The following is a 17,339-nucleotide window of genomic DNA, read 5'->3' on the forward strand; positions in this document are numbered from 1 at the left end:
TCGGCGTGAAAGCGGGCCCTCGGGCTGCGACGATGGTCACGCCCGGCATGCTGGTCGGGTCACGTCAAACCCACCTAAAGTGATGCAATGCGCACCAAGGATCTCCTGGCCGCCGTCGCGACCGGCCTGTGGCGCTGGGACAACACATCCGGCCGGGTGAGCCTCGACGCCGAAGCGGCCCGGCTGCTGGGCCTTCCCGCCGAGCCGGCCGTCCTCACCGAGGCCGCGGTGCGCTCCCGTTTTCATCCCGTCGACTTCGCCGAGGTCAACGGTGTCGTGCAGCTCGCGGTCTCCGAGGGGACGCTCGCCGAGGCCCGGCTGCGCATTGTGGACGAGCGCGGGCAGGTGCTGCGCACCGTCCGCTCCCGCTCCCGGCCCCGGATCGTCAACGGCGACTTCGAGCTGGTCGGCACGGTCCAGGAGGTGGCCGCGCCCCAGCCCGGCACCTCGGCGGCACGGGCCCCGGTCACCGGCGACTGGCGGCGCTCGCGGGAGGCGTTCCTGCTGGACGCGGGCCGGGCGCTGGCCGAGGCGCGGTCCACGGCCGAGGTGCTGCGGGTCGCGGCCGGGCTCTCCATGCCGGGCTTCATGCCGGACGGGCTGGCGGTCTTCGGCATCCAGGGCGACCGGCTCACGGTGATCGGCCACCACGGCCACCTCCCGGACGACGGGCTGCCGTACTCCGAGATGCTGCTGGAGACCGACTACCCGGCCGCCGAGGTGGTGCGCACCGGACGGGCCATCTACCTGCCCGCCCGGGAGGAATACCAGCGCCGCTACCCGGCCACCTGGCCCCTGGCCGCCCGCTTCGCGTACACGTCCTGGGCATATCTGCCGCTGGTGAACGCGGGCCGGACGATCGGCGCATGGATGGCCGGGTTCGCCGAACCGGTCGCCTTCACCCCGGACGAGCGCTCGGTACTGACCACCGTCGCCCGGATGCTGGCCCAGGCGCTGGCCAGGGCCGGGGTGCAGGAATCGCAGCACGAGCTGGCCGTGGGGCTCCAGCGGAGCATGATGCCGACGGTGCAGCCGGACATCCCCGGGATGGCAGTCGCGGCCCGCTATGTGCCGACCGGTGGCGGGCTGGAGGTCGGCGGGGACTGGTACGACATGATCCCGCTGCCGTCCGGGCGGATCGCGCTGGTCATCGGGGATGTCCAGGGGCATGACGTACGGGCCGCGGGCCTGATGGGGCAGTTGCGGATCGCGCTGCGCGCCTATGCCTCCGAGGGCCACCACCCCGACGCGGTGCTCTCCCGGGCCTCCCGTTTCCTGGCCGGCATCAACGAGACCGAGTTCCACGGCAAGGGCGAGGACCAGCGCTTCGCGACCTGCCTCTACATCGAGGTGGACCCGGCCACCGGGCTGCTGGACGTGGCACGGGCCGGCCACCCCGATCCGGCGATCCGGATGGCCGACGGCGCGGTGATCGTCCGGCCCACGTCGGGCGGGCTGCCCCTGGGCATCGACCCGGACAGCGACTACCCCACCACCCGGATCGTGCTGGAGCCGGGCGAGACGATGCTGGTGTGCACCGACGGGCTGATCGAGACCGGCGGGCACGACCTGGAGACCGGCTGGGGACGGCTGCGCGAGGTCTTCGAGACGCACGCCACCGGCACGGACGAGGGACCCGGGGAAAGCCTGGAGCAGCTGGCCGACGCCCTGGTCCAGGCGGTGCACGGCCCGTCGTCGCACCACACCACCGGACCGCTGGTGGATCGCCGCGAGGACGACATCGCACTGCTGCTGCTCTCCCGCGAGAGCGCCGGCTGCGGCGTGGACGCCGGGGACCGGCCGACACCGCGGCCCGGGCGGCGCACCGTGTTCTCCGTCGCCCAGGCGGAGCCCGAGCGGATCGCCGCGGCCCGCCGCCAGATCCGCGACGTGCTGCACGACTGGCGCGACCCGGACCAGGTGGACTCCGCGGCGCTGCTGGTCTCCGAGATCGTCACCAATGTGCTGACGCACACCGACGGGGACGCACTGCTGGTGGCCGAGGTCGCCGGTGAGCACGGTTCCCGGCGTCTCCGGGTCGAGGTCGCCGACGGCAGCGACGAACTGCCGCACCGCCGCCGACCCGGTGAGCTGGCGTCCTCCGGGCGGGGGCTGGTGCTGCTGGAACTGCTGGCCGGGACATGGGGCGTGGACCCGCGCGGGGACGGGAAGTCGACGTGGTTCGAGCTCTACGAGGATGCCGGGGCGGCGGGGGAGCCGCCCGGCGCGGCGTCGCCGGGCCCCGAGGAGTCCGTATCCGAGCCGGCCGCGTAGTGCTTGCGCAGTTCGTGCAGGACGCCGGAGACGGCCGCGGTGAGCGGGACGGACAGCAGCATGCCGAGGATCCCGGCGACGCTCGCACCGGCGGTGATCGCCAGCATGACGACCGCCGGGTGCATCTGCACCGTACGGCTCTGGATCATCGGCTGGAGGACGTGGCCCTCCAGCACCTGGACGGCGAGGACCACCCCGAGCGCCCAGAGCGCGATCACAAGGCCCCGGTCCGCGAACGCCACCAGGATCGCCACCGCGCCCGAGATGAAGGCGCCGAGGTAGGGGATGTAGGCGCCGACGAAGACCAGCGCACCCAGGCCGAGCGCCCCGGGGACCTGCAGGACGAGCAGGCCGACGGTGATGCAGACGGCGTCGATCAGCGCAATGAAGGTGGTGCCGCGCATGAAGCCCTCGATGGACTGGAAGCCGCGGCGGGCCATCCGTTCCAGCTGCGGGGCCGAGTTGCGCGGCGCCCAGTCGTGCAGCGCGCGGACCGCCTTGTCCGAGTCGCGCAGGAAGAAGAACGTCAGCAGCAGGGCCAGCACCGCCGCGGCGATGAACTGCCCCACGATGCTGACTCCGGCCAGCAGTCCGGAGGCCGCGGTGCTGCCGAACTTGGTGACCAGCGTCTTGGCGTTCGTGGCGAGATCGCTGAGCGAGTTCCCGGCCACGCCGAAGTGCTTGGTCAGGTCCTCCGCCGCGCTCTTGAGCGAGGTGACGATCTGGTCCCCGGTGTCGACCAGGGCGCTGACCACGACGTAGCCGGCGCCACCGACCACGATCACCAGCAGGGCGCAGGTCAGCCCGGCCGCCAGTGAACGGTTGAACCGCATCTTCACCAGCCGCCGGTACACCGGACCGAGCAGCCCGCTGCCGAGCAGCGCCAGCAGGACGGGTGTGACCGCGGCGCTCAGCTCGACGCAGAGCCACACCCCGAGGGCCACCACCGCCGCGACCAGCAGCCCGGCCGCGCACCACGCCGCGGCACGGCGGGCCTCGATCGGGAGCAGCGGGGGGTGCGGCGGCCGGCCGGGCTCGGCGCCGCTCCGGTCTTGATCCGAGTCGTTTCGCACCCGGACAGTCCACCACGGCAGAGCGGCTGTTGACGGGTATTGCAGGCTCTCCTCACGGTTCGAGGCTCGGCCCCCACCGCGGTGTTTCACGTGAAACATGGGTGCGGGGGCGGTGTTTCACGTGAAACACCGCCCCCGCGATCCCGCCTTCGGCGGCCGCTCAAAGCGCGTCGGCGGGAATCGTTCCCAGCCGGCCGGCCTGGAAGTCCTCGAAGGCTTGGGCCAGTTCGGCGTGGGTGTTCATCACGAACGGGCCGTAGTGCATCATCGGCTCACGGATCGGGAGCCCACCCAGCAGCACCACCTCGAAGTTCGGGCTGCGCGACTCCTGACTCTCGTCGGCCCGGATCGTGAGGGCGTCCCCCTCGCCGAAAACGACCGCCTGCCCCATGTGGAACGGGCGGCCCTCAGCGCCGGCCGTGCCGCTTCCGGCCAGGGCGTAGGCGAGACCGTTGAAGTCCGCGCGCCAGGGCAGCGTCACCTCGGCCCCCGGGTTCACCGTCACATGCGCCATCGTGATGGGTGTGTGGGTGATGCCCGGCCCCTGGTGGCCGTCGAGGTCGCCGGCGATCAGCCGCAGCAGCGCACCGCCGTCGGCGGAGGTCAGCAGCTTGACCCTGCCGCCGCCGATGTCCTGGTAGCGCGGCGCCATCATCTTGTCGCTCTTCGGGAGGTTCACCCACAGCTGGAGGCCGTGGAAGAGGCCGCCCGACATGACCAGCGACTCCGGCGGCGCCTCGATGTGCAGCAGGCCGGAGCCCGCCGTCATCCACTGGGTGTCGCCGTCGTTGATGACCCCGCCGCCGCCGTGGGAGTCACGGTGCACGAACGTGCCGTCGATCAGATACGTCACGGTCTCGAAGCCGCGGTGCGGGTGCCAGGGCGTGCCCTTGGGCTCTCCGGGCGCGTACTCCACCTCGCCCATCTGATCCATCATGATGAACGGGTCGAGGTACTTGTAGGCGATCCCGGCGAAGGCGCGACGCACCGGGAAGCCCTCGCCCTCGAAGCCGCTCGGGGCGGTGGTGACGGCCAGCACGGGCCGGGTGCGCGCCCCGGCGGGTGCGGCCGCCCTCGGCAGGGTCAGCGGATTCTCTACGGTCACAGCGGGCATGACGGCCTCCTCGGTCGTTCGCGCTTCAAACAAGTTAGTTGAAAGCTGAACAACTGGCAAGGCGTGCGGCATTCCCGTATCGACCCGACGGACATGCCCGCAGGTCAGCGAGAGGAAGAGGAAGAAAGGGCGAGCCGGCGAGGAGAGGGGCGGACGCGGCGGCTCACCCCGTAGTCACCGCCAGCCGGCGTGACGCAAGGGCGGCTAGCCGTACATCCGGCGCATCGCGAAGTCGACCATCTGCTCCACGGCCTTGGCGTCGAAGACCATCCGGTGGTCGCCCTCCATGTCGAGGACGAAGCCGTAGCCGGTCGGCAGCAGGTCGAGCACCTCGGCACCGGTGATCACGAAGTACTTGGACTCCTTGCCCGCGTACCGGCGCAGCTCCTTGAGCGAGGTGAACATCGGGATCACCGGCTGCTGGGTGTTGTGCAGCGCCAGGAAGCCGGGGTTGTCACCGCGCGGGCAGTAGACCTTGGAGGTCGAGAAGATGCCCTGGAAGTCCTCGGCCGACATCGAACCGGTCGTGAAGGCCCGCACCGCGTCGGCGAGCGAGGGCGGGGACGGCTCGGGATACAGCGGCTGCTCGCCGTAGCCCCCGGGGGCCGGTTGCTGCGGCGGGGGCGGCGCTCCGTACTGCTGGCCGGCACCCGCGTTCTGGTCGTAGCCGTACATGCGCCACAGCGTACTGATTCGGGCCGGTGCGGGGGGACGCTCGTCACAGATCGGCCGTAAGGGGTTGCTTCTTATTACCGGTGGGTAGCATCATCGGAGCTACTTGCTGGTATTGCGTATCGAGGTCCCTTCCTCGCGTCGAGGTCTTCCTCGTACAGAGGCCCTCCCGAACCCTTACGGAGCCGTACCCATGGGGCACTACAAGTCGAATCTCCGCGACATCGAGTTCAACCTCTTCGAGGTGTTCGGCCGTGACAGCGTGTACGGCACCGGACCGTTCGCGGAGATGGACGTCGACACCGCCAAGAGCGTGCTCTCCGAGATCGCCCGTCTCTCGGAGAACGAGCTGGCCGATTCCTACGCCGACGCCGACCGGAACCCCCCGGTCTTCGACCCGGACACCAACACCGCGCCGGTGCCGGACACCTTCAAGAAGAGCTACCAGGCGTACATGGACGCCGAGTGGTGGCGGCTGGGCATCCCGGAGGAGATCGGCGGCACCACGACGCCGCGTTCCCTGCTGTGGGCCTTCGCCGAGTCCATCCTGGGCTCGAACCCCGCCGTGTGGATGTACGCCTCCGGCCCGGCCTTTGCGGGCGTGCTCTTCGAGGAGGGCACGGAGCAGCAGAAGCACATCGCCAAGGTCGCCACGGAGAAGGGCTGGGGCTCCACCATGGTGCTGACCGAGCCCGACGCGGGTTCGGACGTGGGCGCCGGCCGCACCAAGGCGGTCAAGCAGGAGGACGGCTCCTGGCACATCGAGGGTGTGAAGCGCTTCATCACCTCCGGTGAGCACGACATGGCGGAGAACATCCTCCACTACGTCCTCGCCCGCCCCGAGGGCCACGGCCCCGGCACCAAGGGCCTCTCCCTCTTCCTCGTGCCGAAGTACGAGTTCGACTTCGAGACCGGTGAGCTGGGCGAGCGCAACGGCGTCTACGCCACCAACGTCGAGCACAAGATGGGCCTGAAGGCGTCCAACACCTGCGAGATGACCTTCGGCGACCGCCACCCCGCCAAGGGCTGGCTCATCGGCGAGAAGCACGACGGCATCCGCCAGATGTTCCGGATCATCGAGTTCGCGCGGATGATGGTCGGCACCAAGGCCATAGCCACCCTCTCGACCGGCTACCTCAACGCCCTGGAGTACGCCAAGGAGCGCGTGCAGGGCGCGGACCTGGCGGCGTTCACGGACAAGGCCGCCCCGCGCGTCACCATCACCCACCACCCCGACGTGCGCCGCTCCCTGATGACGCAGAAGGCGTACGCCGAGGGCATGCGCGCCCTGGTGCTCTACACCGCCACCGTCCAGGACGAGATCCTCGTCAAGGAGGCCGCGGGCGAGGACGCCTCCGCCGCGCACGCGCTGAACGACCTCCTGCTGCCGATCGTCAAGGGCTACGGCTCGGAGCGGTCCTACGAGCAGCTGGCCCAGTCGCTGCAGACCTTCGGCGGCTCCGGCTACCTCCAGGAGTACCCGATCGAGCAGTACATCCGGGACTCCAAGATCGACACCCTCTACGAGGGCACCACCGCCATCCAGGGCCAGGACTTCTTCTTCCGGAAGATCGTCCGCAACCAGGGCGCCGCGCTGACCGAGCTGGCCGGGACCATCAAGGCGTTCCTGGCCGACGGCGAGGGCGGCGCCGAACTGGAGCAGGCCCGCGGTGAGCTGGCCAAGGCCGCCGAGGCCCTGGAGGCGATCGTCGGCGCCATGCTGACCGATCTCGCCGCCACGGAGCAGGACGTCAAGTCCATCTACAAGGTCGGTCTGAACACCACCCGCCTCCTGATGGCCTCCGGTGACGTCGTCGTCGGCTACCTGCTCCTGAAGGGCGCCGCGGTGGCCGCCGCGAAGCTGGCCGACGCGTCGTCGAAGGACAAGCCGTTCTACGAGGGCAAGATCGCCGCGGCGAAGTTCTTCGCGCAGAACGTCCTGCCGGGCGTGGCGCTCCAGCGCACGCTGGCCGAGTCCATCGACCAGTCCCTGATGGAGCTCGACGAGGCCGCGTTCTGAGCCTCCGCTGAGTCCTGACGGTCCGGGAGCTGTTCCCGGACCGTCACGGCGTTCTCACAAACCTCTCAGAATCACTGCCCACACTGAAGGTGCCCGCCTCTCTTCCCCCGGGGAGGCGGGCGCCGTCGTGCCGGGGCGACCGAGGCGGACGAGTCCGGCGAGGCGCGTGCGGCCGAGTGGGACGGGGAATCGCGCGCTCCGGCGGCACATCCGCTCCGCGTTGGGGAAATCGTGGCCGGAAGGCAATGGAGTCGCCCCCCATGGGCACGCGGAAGAGCGGAGTTGGCTCCTTATGCTGAATCCATGACCAACTCCGCCCGCTTCGACCGCGGCCACACCGACGACCTGATGTCCTTCCTCGCCGCCAGCCCGTCGCCGTACCACGCGGTGGCGAACGCGGCGGAGCGGCTGGAGAAGGCCGGCTTCCGGCAGGTGGCGGAGACCGATGCCTGGGACGACCGGAGCGGCGGACGCTATGTGCTGCGCGGCGGCGCGATCATCGCCTGGTACGTGCCCGAGGGCGCAACGCCTGCGACCCCGTACCGCATCGTCGGGGCGCACACCGACTCTCCCAACCTCCGCGTCAAACCGATCCCGGACACCGGTTCCCGCGGCTGGCGGCAGATCGCCGTCGAGATCTACGGCGGGACGCTCCTCAACACCTGGCTCGACCGCGACCTGGGGCTCAGCGGCCGGGTGACGCTGAGCGGCGGCGGCAACCGGCTGGTCAACGTGGACCGGCCGCTGCTGCGGGTGCCGCAGTTGGCCGTGCACCTGGACCGGTCGGTGAACACCGACGGTCTCAAACTCGACAAGCAGCGCCATATGACGCCGATCTGGGGGCTGGGCGAGGTCGCCGAGGGCGATCTGATCGCGTTCATCGCGGAGGAGATCGGCGTCCCGGCCACGGAGATCAAGGGCTGGGATCTGATGGTGCACAGCGTGGAACCACCCGCCTATCTCGGCCGCGACCGCGAACTGGTCGCCGGGCCACGGATGGACAACCTGCTGTCCGTGCACGCCGGTACGGCCGCGCTCGCCGCCGCGGCCACCGCCGGCAGCCGGCTCACCAGCATCCCGGTCCTCGCCGCCTTCGACCACGAGGAGAACGGCAGCCAGTCGGACACCGGCGCGGACGGCCCGCTGCTCGGCACGGTGCTGGAGCGTTCGGTCTTCGCCCGCGGCGGCACCTACGAGGACCGGGCGCGGGCCTTCGCCGGCACCATCTGCCTGTCGTCGGACACCGGGCACGCCGTGCACCCCAACTACAGCGACCGGCACGAGCCGGGACACCACCCGATGCCCAACGGCGGGCCGATCCTCAAGGTCAACGTCAACCAGCGGTACGCCACCGATGGCAGCGGCCGGGCGGTGTTCGCCGCGGCCTGCGAACGGGCCGGTGTGCCGTGGCAGTCCTTCGTGTCGCACAACTCGATGCCGTGCGGCACCACGATCGGCCCGATCACCGCCGCCCGGCACGGCATCCAGACCGTGGACATCGGCGTCGCGATCCTGTCCATGCACTCGGCCCGCGAACTGTGCGGCGCCCAGGACCCGTACCTGTTGGCGAACGCCCTGACGGCCTTCCTGGAGAGCTGAGTTGGAATTCTCGCTGCTCGGCCCGATCTCCGTGACGAGCGGTTCCGGGGAGCTGCCGCTCGGGCCCGCGAAACGGCGCAGTGTGCTGGCACTGCTGCTTCTGCAGCCCAACACGACCGTCCCACTGGAGCAGTTGATCGACTCCTTGTGGGAGGACGAACCACCCGAGCACGCCCGCACGGTCGTGCAGGGACATGTCTCGCGGCTGCGCGCCACGCTGGCCGCGGGCGGCGCAGAGGCGTACGGCATCGAGCTGGCCACCCACGGCTCGGCCTATCTGCTGCGGCTTCCGGAGGAGCTGATCGACGCCCACCGGTTCGGTGAGCTGGTCGCGCTGGCCCGTCCGGAGGCCGCACCGGGCGATGCGGTGCCGCTGCTGCGCGAGGCGCTGGGGCTGTGGCGCGGGCCCGCGCTGACCGGCACGGTCACCAGCCCGCCCTTCGCGGCCGCCGCGCACGCTCTGGAGGAGCGCCGGCTCTCCGCGGTCGAGGCGCTCGCCCGGGCCTACGGCGCGCTCGGCGAGCAGGAACAGGCCGCGGCCCTGCTGTACTCCGCGGCCGTCAACCACCCGCTGCGGGAGGGACTGATCGCCGCGCTGATGCGGGCGCTGTTCCGGACGGGACGGCAGTCCGACGCGCTGGAGTGGTACCACCGCACCCGGCGGCTGCTCAGCGAGGAGCTGGGCGTCGATCCGGGTGAGCGGCTGCGTGCGGCGTACGAGGAGATCCTGCGGGCGGAGGCCACGGACCGGGGCCGGAAGCCCGCGGAGCCGGCACGCGGCGGCAAGGGCGCTCCGGCCGACGAGCCCGCGTTTCACGTGAAACATCGCAGCGACGCGCCGTCCGCCGATGAAGGGCGGTCGGGCACGGCGACGGGGGCGGAGCCCGTCCGCGGCAAGGCCGGTACGGCACCGCGGCTGCTGCCCCGGCCCCCCGCCCGCTTCCTGGGACGCGAGGGCCAACTGAACGCCCTGACCGAGGCGTTGGCGGACCGTACGACCGGGGAGAGCCCGCTGGCGGTGGTCGCGGGCCCCGCCGGGGTCGGCAAAACCGCCTGCGCCGTGCAGTGGGCGCATCTGCACGCGGGTGCCTTCCCCGACGGGCAGCTCTTCGCCGATCTGCGCGGCTTCGGCGAGGGCGACGAGGCGGCACCGGCCGAGGTCCTGCGCGACTTCCTGCAGGCGCTCGGGACACCGCCGGAGCGGGTGCCCAACTCCGCCCAGGCCGCCTCGGCGCTGTTCCGCTCGCTGGTAGCCGACCGCCGGCTGCTGGTCGTGCTGGACAACGCACGGAGTTCGGCGCAGGTGCGGCCGCTGCTGCCCGGTGGCCCGCACTGCGCCACGGTCGTCACCAGCCGCAGCCGGCTGGACGGACTGGTGGCCACGGACTGTGCCCGGCCGGTGGGCCTCCAGGCCCTCGGCCACGAGGAGGGCGTGGCGCTGCTCGGGGCCATGCTCGGGTCGGAGCGGGTCGCGGAGGACCCGGCCGCGGCCCGGGAACTGGTGGACCTGTGCGACGGGTTGCCGCTGGCGCTGCGGGCCGCGGCCGCGCAGCTGACCGCCCGACCGCGCTGGCGGCTGGCCAGGCTGGCCTCGGCGCTGCGCGACGAGCGGCGGCGACTGGCGCTGCTGTCGGCGGAGGACACCGGGATCGCGGCGGCGCTGCGGATGTCCGTCGCCCGGCTGTCCGCGGACGACGCGCGGCTGCTCCGGACGTTGGCGAACAGTCCCGATGGCCATCTCAACGCGTCGGCGGCCGCGGCGCTCGCCGGGTACGACCAGGAACGCACCCAGGATGCGCTCGAACGGCTCGCGGATATGCACCTGGTGGACGAGGAGGCCACCGATGTCTACACCATCAGCACCCTGACCCAGCTGTTCGCCCGGGACGAGGGCGGGGACGGCGCACGTCGGGGGGAGAGCGGCGACGGAACGGAGCCCGGTGGCCCGGGCGGTGGGGCCGGCTGAGCGCCGCCACCGCCCGGGGCGGGCGTTAGGCAGGCGTTAGTCGGACGGCAGCGGCGCTCGGCAGTCTTGTGACAGACCACAGGACAGACCGGGCCGGGCCGACCACACCGGGCCGGACCGCGGAGCGCTCCCCAGCCTCCGCCGACCGGGGGAGACCGGATATGCCACGCACCGACGCCACCGCCGCCCGTCCCGCCCGCACGGCCCGCCGTCGTACGCTGCGGCTCGCCGCGGCCGGGCTGACCGCCCTCGCCGCGCTCACCCTCACCGCCTGCGGCCAGGACAACCCGCTCAAGACCAGCGACGCCAAGCCGTTCAACCCGGCTCCGCAGGACTCCGAGGACCCGGCGGCCAACAATGCGCACGCCGGGAAGGGCGACGGCGGCTCGGCGGAGAAGGGTGACGGCGGTTCGGCGGGCAAGGGCGGCACCGTCGTCACCGAGAGCGCGGCCGGCGGCGGAAAGCACGCCTCCACGGGCGGTGCGGGCCGGCCCGGCGCCGGCAAGGGCCAGGGCTCCGGTGCCCGGCGGACCGCCTGCGACGCCGCCAGGATCCGCATCGTGGCGAAGCCGCTGACCCGCCCGATCAACCATCTGCTGCTGCAGGCGACCAACACCTCCGGCGCCACCTGCGATCTCTACGCCTACCCCTACCTGCGGTTCGACGACGCCCAGGCGCCGCTGGCCGAGATGCCGGACAGCAAGCCGCAGGCGGTGGTCACCCTGGCGCCGGGGGAGTCCGGCTACGCCGGGGTGCTGCTGTCCGGCGCCGACGGGGGCGAGCACGGCCGCAAGGCGACCTCGCTGTCCGTCTACCTCGCCGGCCGGGACGGCCAGGGGAGCGTCGGCGGCCCGGCGACGGTGGCGCTGCCCGGCGGCTCGGCGTACCTCGACGACAACGCGCGGGTCTCGTACTGGCAGACGGACCCGAGCACCGCCGCCTCCTGGTAATCCGGACCGCCGCCCGACGGCGGTCCCCCGAAGCAGGGCGCCCGCAACTCCCCCGCGGGCGCCCTTTCTCCTGCCGGCGCTGTCCCGTCATGTCCCACGCGGCCCTTGCCGGTGTCCCGAAATCGCCCGCCCTCCAGCACATTTCCGCAGGTCAAAGGCTTTCGGGAGAGGAAGTACGTCCCACGGTGCGGAGAATGGCGGCCGCCCGGCCGCAGACCGCCCCACCATGGTCTCCGTCGCCGCGAGCCGATCACGCCAGCGGCACAGGAACCGAGGGCGCGGAGGGCACCGGGCATGGAAGAACACGGCACCACGCAAGCAGGGGAAGGGACAAACTCCGTGAAGCCCGGAGGGGCCGCGGCCCGTCGGACCCTGCTGCGCCGGGTGGTTCCGGTGGCCGCCGCGGCCGGTCTCGCCGCCGGCGGGATCGCCGGGGTCGCGCACGGCGCCACGCCCGGGGCCCAGCAGGCCGCGGCCGCCGACTTCCCTACCTGGGGCACCCGTTGGGTGGTGCACACCACCACCGACACGCACTCCCCCTCCGTCGGGATGATCGACACCGCCGGGCCAGGACGGGACCGGATCACCGCCGACTACCAGGTCGACACCGGCCACCGGGTGTGCGAGGGCAGCGCCTTCTCGACCTTCATGGCCCACCTCACCCGACCGTTCAGCGGCTTCCTCACCGTGGTCGCGGTGGACATACCGCAGGACCGGCTGCCGGGGATACCCGTCCAGGGCGGTCCGCCGCCGCAGCAGCCGGGCACCTCGCGCCAGGAGATGCTGGCGCGCGCCGCCACCTGGCTGACCGCCGACAACGGCGCGCAGGTCCCGTACAGCCAGGCCAAGGTCTGGAAGGACGGCTACCGGCAGGACTGCTCCGGCTATGTGTCGATGGCCCTCAAGCTGCCGGCGCCGGGCACCAACACCGTGGGGCTGGCCACCGACCGCAACCTCACCCGGCCCGTATCGCTCGGCGGGCTGCGGGGCGGGGACCTGCTCATCGACGCCACGGGCGACAACAACAACCGGCATGTCGTCATCTTCGAGAAGTGGAACAACGCCGCGCACTCCTCGTACACCGCCTTCGAACAGCGCGGCGACCATGGCACCGACCACCGGAGCCTGACCTACGGACTGCCGGGCGGCGACAGCGAGTTCAAGCCCTACCGGCCCGTGGCGTTCGGCGACTGAACGACGTGGACGGCGGCCGGTCCTTCCGGCGGGTCCGGGCCACGGAATCCGCGGAGCGGGCGGCGCGCTGTTTCACGTGAAACGTCACCGAACGGTCCGTGTTCGTTCCGGATCCGGTAACGAGGGGCACTTCCGTCACAGGGGAGCGGAAGTGCCCCTCGCACGCGCATGGCCACTGTGCTGGAATGCGAGACGTGCCTGGCCATGAGAACCACGCCACGAACATCCGCCGCAAACCACTGGCCCCGCTCCCCGCCGAACTCTCCGGCCCCGTACGCGACTTCGTCTCCGCGCTCCGCCGGATGCACGGCGAACTGGGTCACAGCCTCCAGGAGTTGGCGGGACGGCTCCCGGCCAGCCGCTCGTCCCTCTCGCGGTATCTGCGCGGGCAGAGCCTGCCCGACGAACGGCTGCTGGTGCAGTGGTGCAAGCTCTCCTTCACCGGCGAGGACCGGCTGCCCACGCTGGTGGAGCTGCTGCACCGGGCCCAGGAGGCGGCGGACGACGCGCCGGCGCCCGCCGCGACGCCACGCACCGCGGCGGGACAAGATGCCGAAGAGCCGCCGGAACAGGCCGAACCGGTCGGCGCGGAACCCGGGGACCGCCCGCCCCGGCGGCGCCGGCTGCGCCTGATGCTCGCCGGGCTCGGTACCGCCGCCGTCCTCGCCGGGGCCGCGTTCGCCGCCCTGGCGCTGACCGGCTCCGGTCCCGAAGGCCGGGCGGACGGGGGCGGCGACGGCCGGGGCCCGTCCGCGGCGAGCCCGGGCCCGGCGACCGGCCCCGCCCAGGTCACCGTGAACAACGTCGAACGGGTCTGCCGGCAGAGCCGTACCGACTACTGCGCGCTCGGGCTGGCGCGCGATCCCTATGCGCCCTACCGGCGGCCCAACGTCGTGGGCCACGTCTGGCACGGTGACCTGCTGCACGCCGTCTGCAAGATCGCCGACGGGATCACCGTCACCGACGAGGTGGGCGGGCACAGCAGCATCTGGTTCCGGGTCGAGCACGGCAGCGGTCCGGCCTGGCTGCCGGGCATCCGCGTCCGGCCGGAACAGCTCGACGACCCGCTGCCCCACTGCGGAAACCGCTGAAGGCCGGGTTTGGCGGGCGGCGTCGGGGAAAGACGAGCGCTGGGCCGTGCGGAACGGACCGGCCCTGGCCTTCCCGGCGGCGGTCGCTATCGTGGCCGTGCCATGACGTAGCCGCCCCGCTGTCCGCAGTACCTCTCTGGGGGAACCTTCCATGACCGCACGACGCACCCGCCGCCGCTCTGCCGCGTACGCCGCGCTCGCGCTCGGCCTGGCCGGCTCGCTCGCCCTGACAGGCTGCAACAACACCTCGTCGAAGTCGAAGAAGAGCTCGTCGTCCTCGTCCTCCAAGAGCAAGAAGCGCAAGATCATCGGTGGTGGCGCCGCGGCGGGAGTGGGCGCGGGCGCGGCGGCCAACCGCCATGTGCCCAACTGCAACCTCACCACCTCCCGGCTCGACTTCAGCCAGCAGGCGGGGCCCAAGGGGTATGTGACCGTGCGGTACCGGAACTCCTCCAGCACGCTGAGCTGCACGCTCTACAACGCGCCGCTGCTGTCGTTCAACCAGGCGAAGACGCCGCTGCCGATGGTGAAGCCGGGTTCGGGCCACGTCGTGACCCTCCGCCCGCACAGCACCGCCTACGCGGTCATCCCGATCACCAGCCCCGCGGCCCGGGGCACCCAGCAGAAGAACGTGGCCGTCCAGTTCATGCGCCGCTCCTCGGAGTCCCCGACCACCGACGAGCCCGTGGTCTACGACTTCGTGGCGAAGCACGACACGATCTCCGTCGGGCAGAGCAAGGTCACCAACTGGAACAGCAGCCTCTCCGGCGCCAAGCTGGAAGCCGGCGTCGGATAACTCCCGCCCGTACGCCGGCCGTTCGCAGTCGTCGGACGCTGCCTCGGCCGGGGCTACTCGGCGTCCAGCCCCGCCAGCACGAGACCCAGGCGGGCCTCGCCGTCCGCGGTGATCCGGACCGGGACGCCCCAGTCCTGCTGGTGCACATGGCAGGCCGGGTACTCGATGTCCGGAGCGTCGTCGCAGGACGCGGCCATCGCCGAGACATGCAGCACGCCCTCGGTCACCCCGTCCGCGAGGACCAGGTCCCGCGCCAGATCGGTGCCCGCGCCCGCCCCCTCGGCGAGGAGTTCCGGCGGTGTGGCGCTGACCAGCAGCCGCGTCGAGGGCCCGTAGCGGGTGTCGAGCTTCTGGCCGGCCGGGGCCTGGAAGACCACGTCCAGCCGGAGCGTGCCAGGGGCGATGTCGGTGGCGGCGCGCTGGGTGCGGTGGGCCACCGACTCGACGCGGACCGCCTCCTCGGGAAGGCGAAGACGGGTCAGCCGGTGCCGAGCGGACTCCACCACCACGATGTCGCCGTCGGCCAAGACCGCCGCGGAGGGCTCCCGCAGATCGGTCGCGAGCGTCGTCACCTCGCCGCTCGCCGGGTCGTAGCGGCGCAGCGCGTGGTTGTAGGTGTCGGCGACGGCGACCGAGCCGTCGGGCAGCGCGGTCACGCCCAGCGGGTGCTGGAGCAGGGCCTGCTCGGCGGCGCCGTCGCGGTGCCCGAAGTCGAAGAGTCCGGTGCCGACGGCCGTGCGGACCACATGGCCGTCGGCCGGGGCGTCCGGGTCGCCGTTCGCCGCCCGCTCGATCCAGCGGACCGCGCTGGTCTCGGAGTCGGCGATCCACAGCCGGTCGCCGCCCGCCGCGAGCCCGGAGGGCTGGGCGAACCACGCCTCCGCGGCGGGGCCGTCGACCAGGCCCTCGTTGGTGGTGCCGGCGGCCACCGCCACCGTGCCGTCGGCCGGGTCGTAGGTCCAGATCTGGTGGACGCCGGCCATCGCGATCCACAGCCGGTCCTGCCACCAGGCGAGATCCCACGGCGAGGAGAGGTCCACCTCGCGCGCCGGGCCGGAGGTCGGCGAACCCTGCCACCACTGCCGCCCGGTGCCGGCCACCGTCTCCAGGGCTCCGGTCGCGGGGTCGAGGACCCGGATGGCGTGGTTGACGGTGTCCGCGACGGCGACCCTGCCGTCGGGCAGCAGCGCCAGACCCTGCGGTTCGTTGAAGGAGTCCGGGCCCAGCCCGCGCTCGCCGCTGCCGATCCGGCGCAGCACCCGCTCGCCGTCGGCCGCCAGCTCCACCAGCTGGTGCCGGGTGGTGTCGGAGACCAGGAAGGTGCCGCCGGGCAGTCGCACCGCCTTGCCGGGGAAGCGGAGGTCGGTGGCGGCCGGCTCCGGCGGTACGTAGGGGCCGTCGCCGCGCCGCAGCGTGCCCTTCGCGCCGTGCTCGGCGATCAGCTCCTCGACGAGGCTCTCGATGGCGTGCGCGTGGCCCTCGCCCGCGTGCTGGGCCACGACATAGCCCTCGGGGTCGATCACCACCAGCGTCGGCCAGGCCCGCACCGCGTACTGCTTCCACGTGGCCAGCTCGGGGTCGTCCAGGACGGGGTGCTCGACGCCGTACCGCTCGACGGCGTCGACGACGGCCTGGTGCTCGGCCTCGTGGACGAACTTCGGAGAGTGCACGCCGATGATCACGACCGAGTCGCGGTGGCGCTCCTCCAGCTCCCGCAGCTCGTCCAGAACGTGCAGACAGTTCACACAGCAGAACGTCCAGAAATCGAGGATGACAATGCGTCCTCGCAGGTCGGACAGGGTGAGGTCGTTTCCGCCGGTGTTGAGCCAGCCGCCCTTGCCGGTCAGCTCGGGGGCCCGGACGCGCGCACGTGAAGCCATGTGGACATTCAACGTCACTCCGGTGCGCACGCATTCCGCAGGGGGCATGGGGAACACGTCACCCATGCTGCAATCCCACGGGGAGCACTCCTCCCGCTCCCGCAAGTACTTCGTGCACGACCGGATCTTCGGCATCGGTGAGGACTACTGGGTCGACGACGATCACGGCCGGCACGCCTTCCTGGTGGACGGGAAGGCGCTGCGGCTGCGGGAGACCTTCGAGCTCAAGGACACCGAGCGGCGGGTCCTGATCACCATCCGCAAGAAGATGTTCAGCATCCGCGACACGATGACCATCGAGCGGGACGACCAGCCGCTGGCCACGATCAAGCGCAAGCGGCTGTCCCTGCTGCGCCACCACTACCGCGTCGAGCTGGTCGACGGCACCGAACTGGACGTCAGCGGCAAGCTCCTGGACCGGGAGTTCGCGATCGAGTACGACGGCGAGCTGCTCGCCGAGATCTCCCGGCGCTGGCTGACCGTCCGCGACACCTACGGGGTCAACGTCATCCGGGACGACGCGGACCCGGCGCTGCTGATCGCCGTGGCGGTGTCCGTGATCCGGATGGCCGAGCGGGAACGGGAGGACGACTGAGGAAGAGCACGACCTACCGGTCAAATCCACCGGAACGGGCGGGAATTGGCCGGTACCGCCGGCTCAGCGCCCGTCGGGAGCGGCGAATCGCGCACAGTACCACCGGCAACGCTTT

Annotated in this window: 13 protein-coding genes; 9 read left to right on the forward strand and 4 right to left on the reverse strand. The window is 71.9% G+C overall.

Translation table 11 applies throughout. From position 1 onward, the window contains the following. The first annotated feature begins 87 nt into the window (after nucleotides 1-87). Nucleotides 88-2,274, forward strand: coding sequence for an ATP-binding SpoIIE family protein phosphatase (locus B073_RS0112755; protein ID WP_018538486.1), 2,187 nt, complete (start codon nucleotides 88-90; stop codon nucleotides 2,272-2,274). On the opposite strand, the gene B073_RS0112760 is transcribed toward B073_RS0112755, so the two are convergent. The 3 genes from B073_RS0112760 to B073_RS0112770 form a co-directional block, all read right to left on the reverse strand. Next, a complete protein-coding gene (locus B073_RS0112760) occupies nucleotides 2,190-3,347 on the reverse strand; it encodes an AI-2E family transporter (protein WP_018538487.1) in 1,158 nt (385 codons plus the stop codon). The genes B073_RS0112755 and B073_RS0112760 overlap by 85 nt on opposite strands. Before the next feature lie 160 nt (nucleotides 3,348-3,507). Then, nucleotides 3,508-4,461: a pirin family protein gene (locus B073_RS0112765; protein WP_018538488.1), complete on the reverse strand. Its 954-nt coding sequence runs from the start codon at nucleotides 4,459-4,461 to the stop codon at nucleotides 3,508-3,510. Nucleotides 4,462-4,665: 204 nt separating this feature from the next. After that, complete coding sequence (locus tag B073_RS0112770) at nucleotides 4,666-5,136, reverse strand: SseB family protein (RefSeq protein WP_016571781.1); 471 nt, start codon at nucleotides 5,134-5,136, stop codon at nucleotides 4,666-4,668. Nucleotides 5,137-5,326: 190 nt separating this feature from the next. On the opposite strand from B073_RS0112770, the gene B073_RS0112775 reads away from it, so the two are divergent. The 7 genes from B073_RS0112775 to B073_RS0112805 all read left to right on the forward strand — a co-directional run bounded on the left by B073_RS0112775 (nucleotide 5,327) and on the right by B073_RS0112805 (nucleotide 14,749). After that, complete coding sequence (locus tag B073_RS0112775; protein ID WP_018538489.1) at nucleotides 5,327-7,153, forward strand: acyl-CoA dehydrogenase; 1,827 nt, start codon at nucleotides 5,327-5,329, stop codon at nucleotides 7,151-7,153. A gap of 303 nt (nucleotides 7,154-7,456) precedes the next feature. Beyond that, nucleotides 7,457-8,752, forward strand: a complete 1,296-nt coding sequence (locus B073_RS0112780; protein ID WP_018538490.1) for a M18 family aminopeptidase — start codon at nucleotides 7,457-7,459, stop codon at nucleotides 8,750-8,752. 1 nt (nucleotide 8,753) lies between these two features. Further along, nucleotides 8,754-10,718 (forward strand): AfsR/SARP family transcriptional regulator, encoded by a 1,965-nt coding sequence (locus B073_RS0112785; RefSeq protein WP_018538491.1) that lies wholly within the window; start codon nucleotides 8,754-8,756, stop codon nucleotides 10,716-10,718. A 161-nt stretch (nucleotides 10,719-10,879) separates the two neighbouring features. Then, complete coding sequence (locus tag B073_RS0112790) at nucleotides 10,880-11,668, forward strand: DUF4232 domain-containing protein (protein WP_018538492.1); 789 nt, start codon at nucleotides 10,880-10,882, stop codon at nucleotides 11,666-11,668. A 339-nt stretch (nucleotides 11,669-12,007) separates the two neighbouring features. Continuing rightward, nucleotides 12,008-12,862, forward strand: coding sequence for a hypothetical protein (locus B073_RS0112795; protein ID WP_018538493.1), 855 nt, complete (start codon nucleotides 12,008-12,010; stop codon nucleotides 12,860-12,862). Nucleotides 12,863-13,047: 185 nt separating this feature from the next. After that, on the forward strand, nucleotides 13,048-13,953 hold the full coding sequence (locus B073_RS0112800) for a helix-turn-helix domain-containing protein (protein ID WP_026247318.1): 906 nt from the start codon (nucleotides 13,048-13,050) through the stop codon (nucleotides 13,951-13,953). Between the two features lie 151 nt (nucleotides 13,954-14,104). Then, nucleotides 14,105-14,749 (forward strand): DUF4232 domain-containing protein, encoded by a 645-nt coding sequence (locus tag B073_RS0112805; RefSeq protein ID WP_018538495.1) that lies wholly within the window; start codon nucleotides 14,105-14,107, stop codon nucleotides 14,747-14,749. A 53-nt stretch (nucleotides 14,750-14,802) separates the two neighbouring features. On the opposite strand, the gene B073_RS0112810 is transcribed toward B073_RS0112805, so the two are convergent. After that, nucleotides 14,803-16,629: an NHL domain-containing thioredoxin family protein gene (locus B073_RS0112810; protein WP_018538496.1), complete on the reverse strand. Its 1,827-nt coding sequence runs from the start codon at nucleotides 16,627-16,629 to the stop codon at nucleotides 14,803-14,805. Nucleotides 16,630-16,693: 64 nt separating this feature from the next. On the opposite strand from B073_RS0112810, the gene B073_RS0112815 reads away from it, so the two are divergent. Then, a complete protein-coding gene (locus B073_RS0112815) occupies nucleotides 16,694-17,224 on the forward strand; it encodes an LURP-one-related/scramblase family protein (RefSeq protein WP_018538497.1) in 531 nt (176 codons plus the stop codon). The last annotated feature ends 115 nt before the right edge of the window (nucleotides 17,225-17,339 follow it).

The organism is Streptomyces sp. MspMP-M5 (assembly GCF_000373585.1).
In the GTDB taxonomy this organism is placed as follows: domain Bacteria; phylum Actinomycetota; class Actinomycetes; order Streptomycetales; family Streptomycetaceae; genus Streptomyces.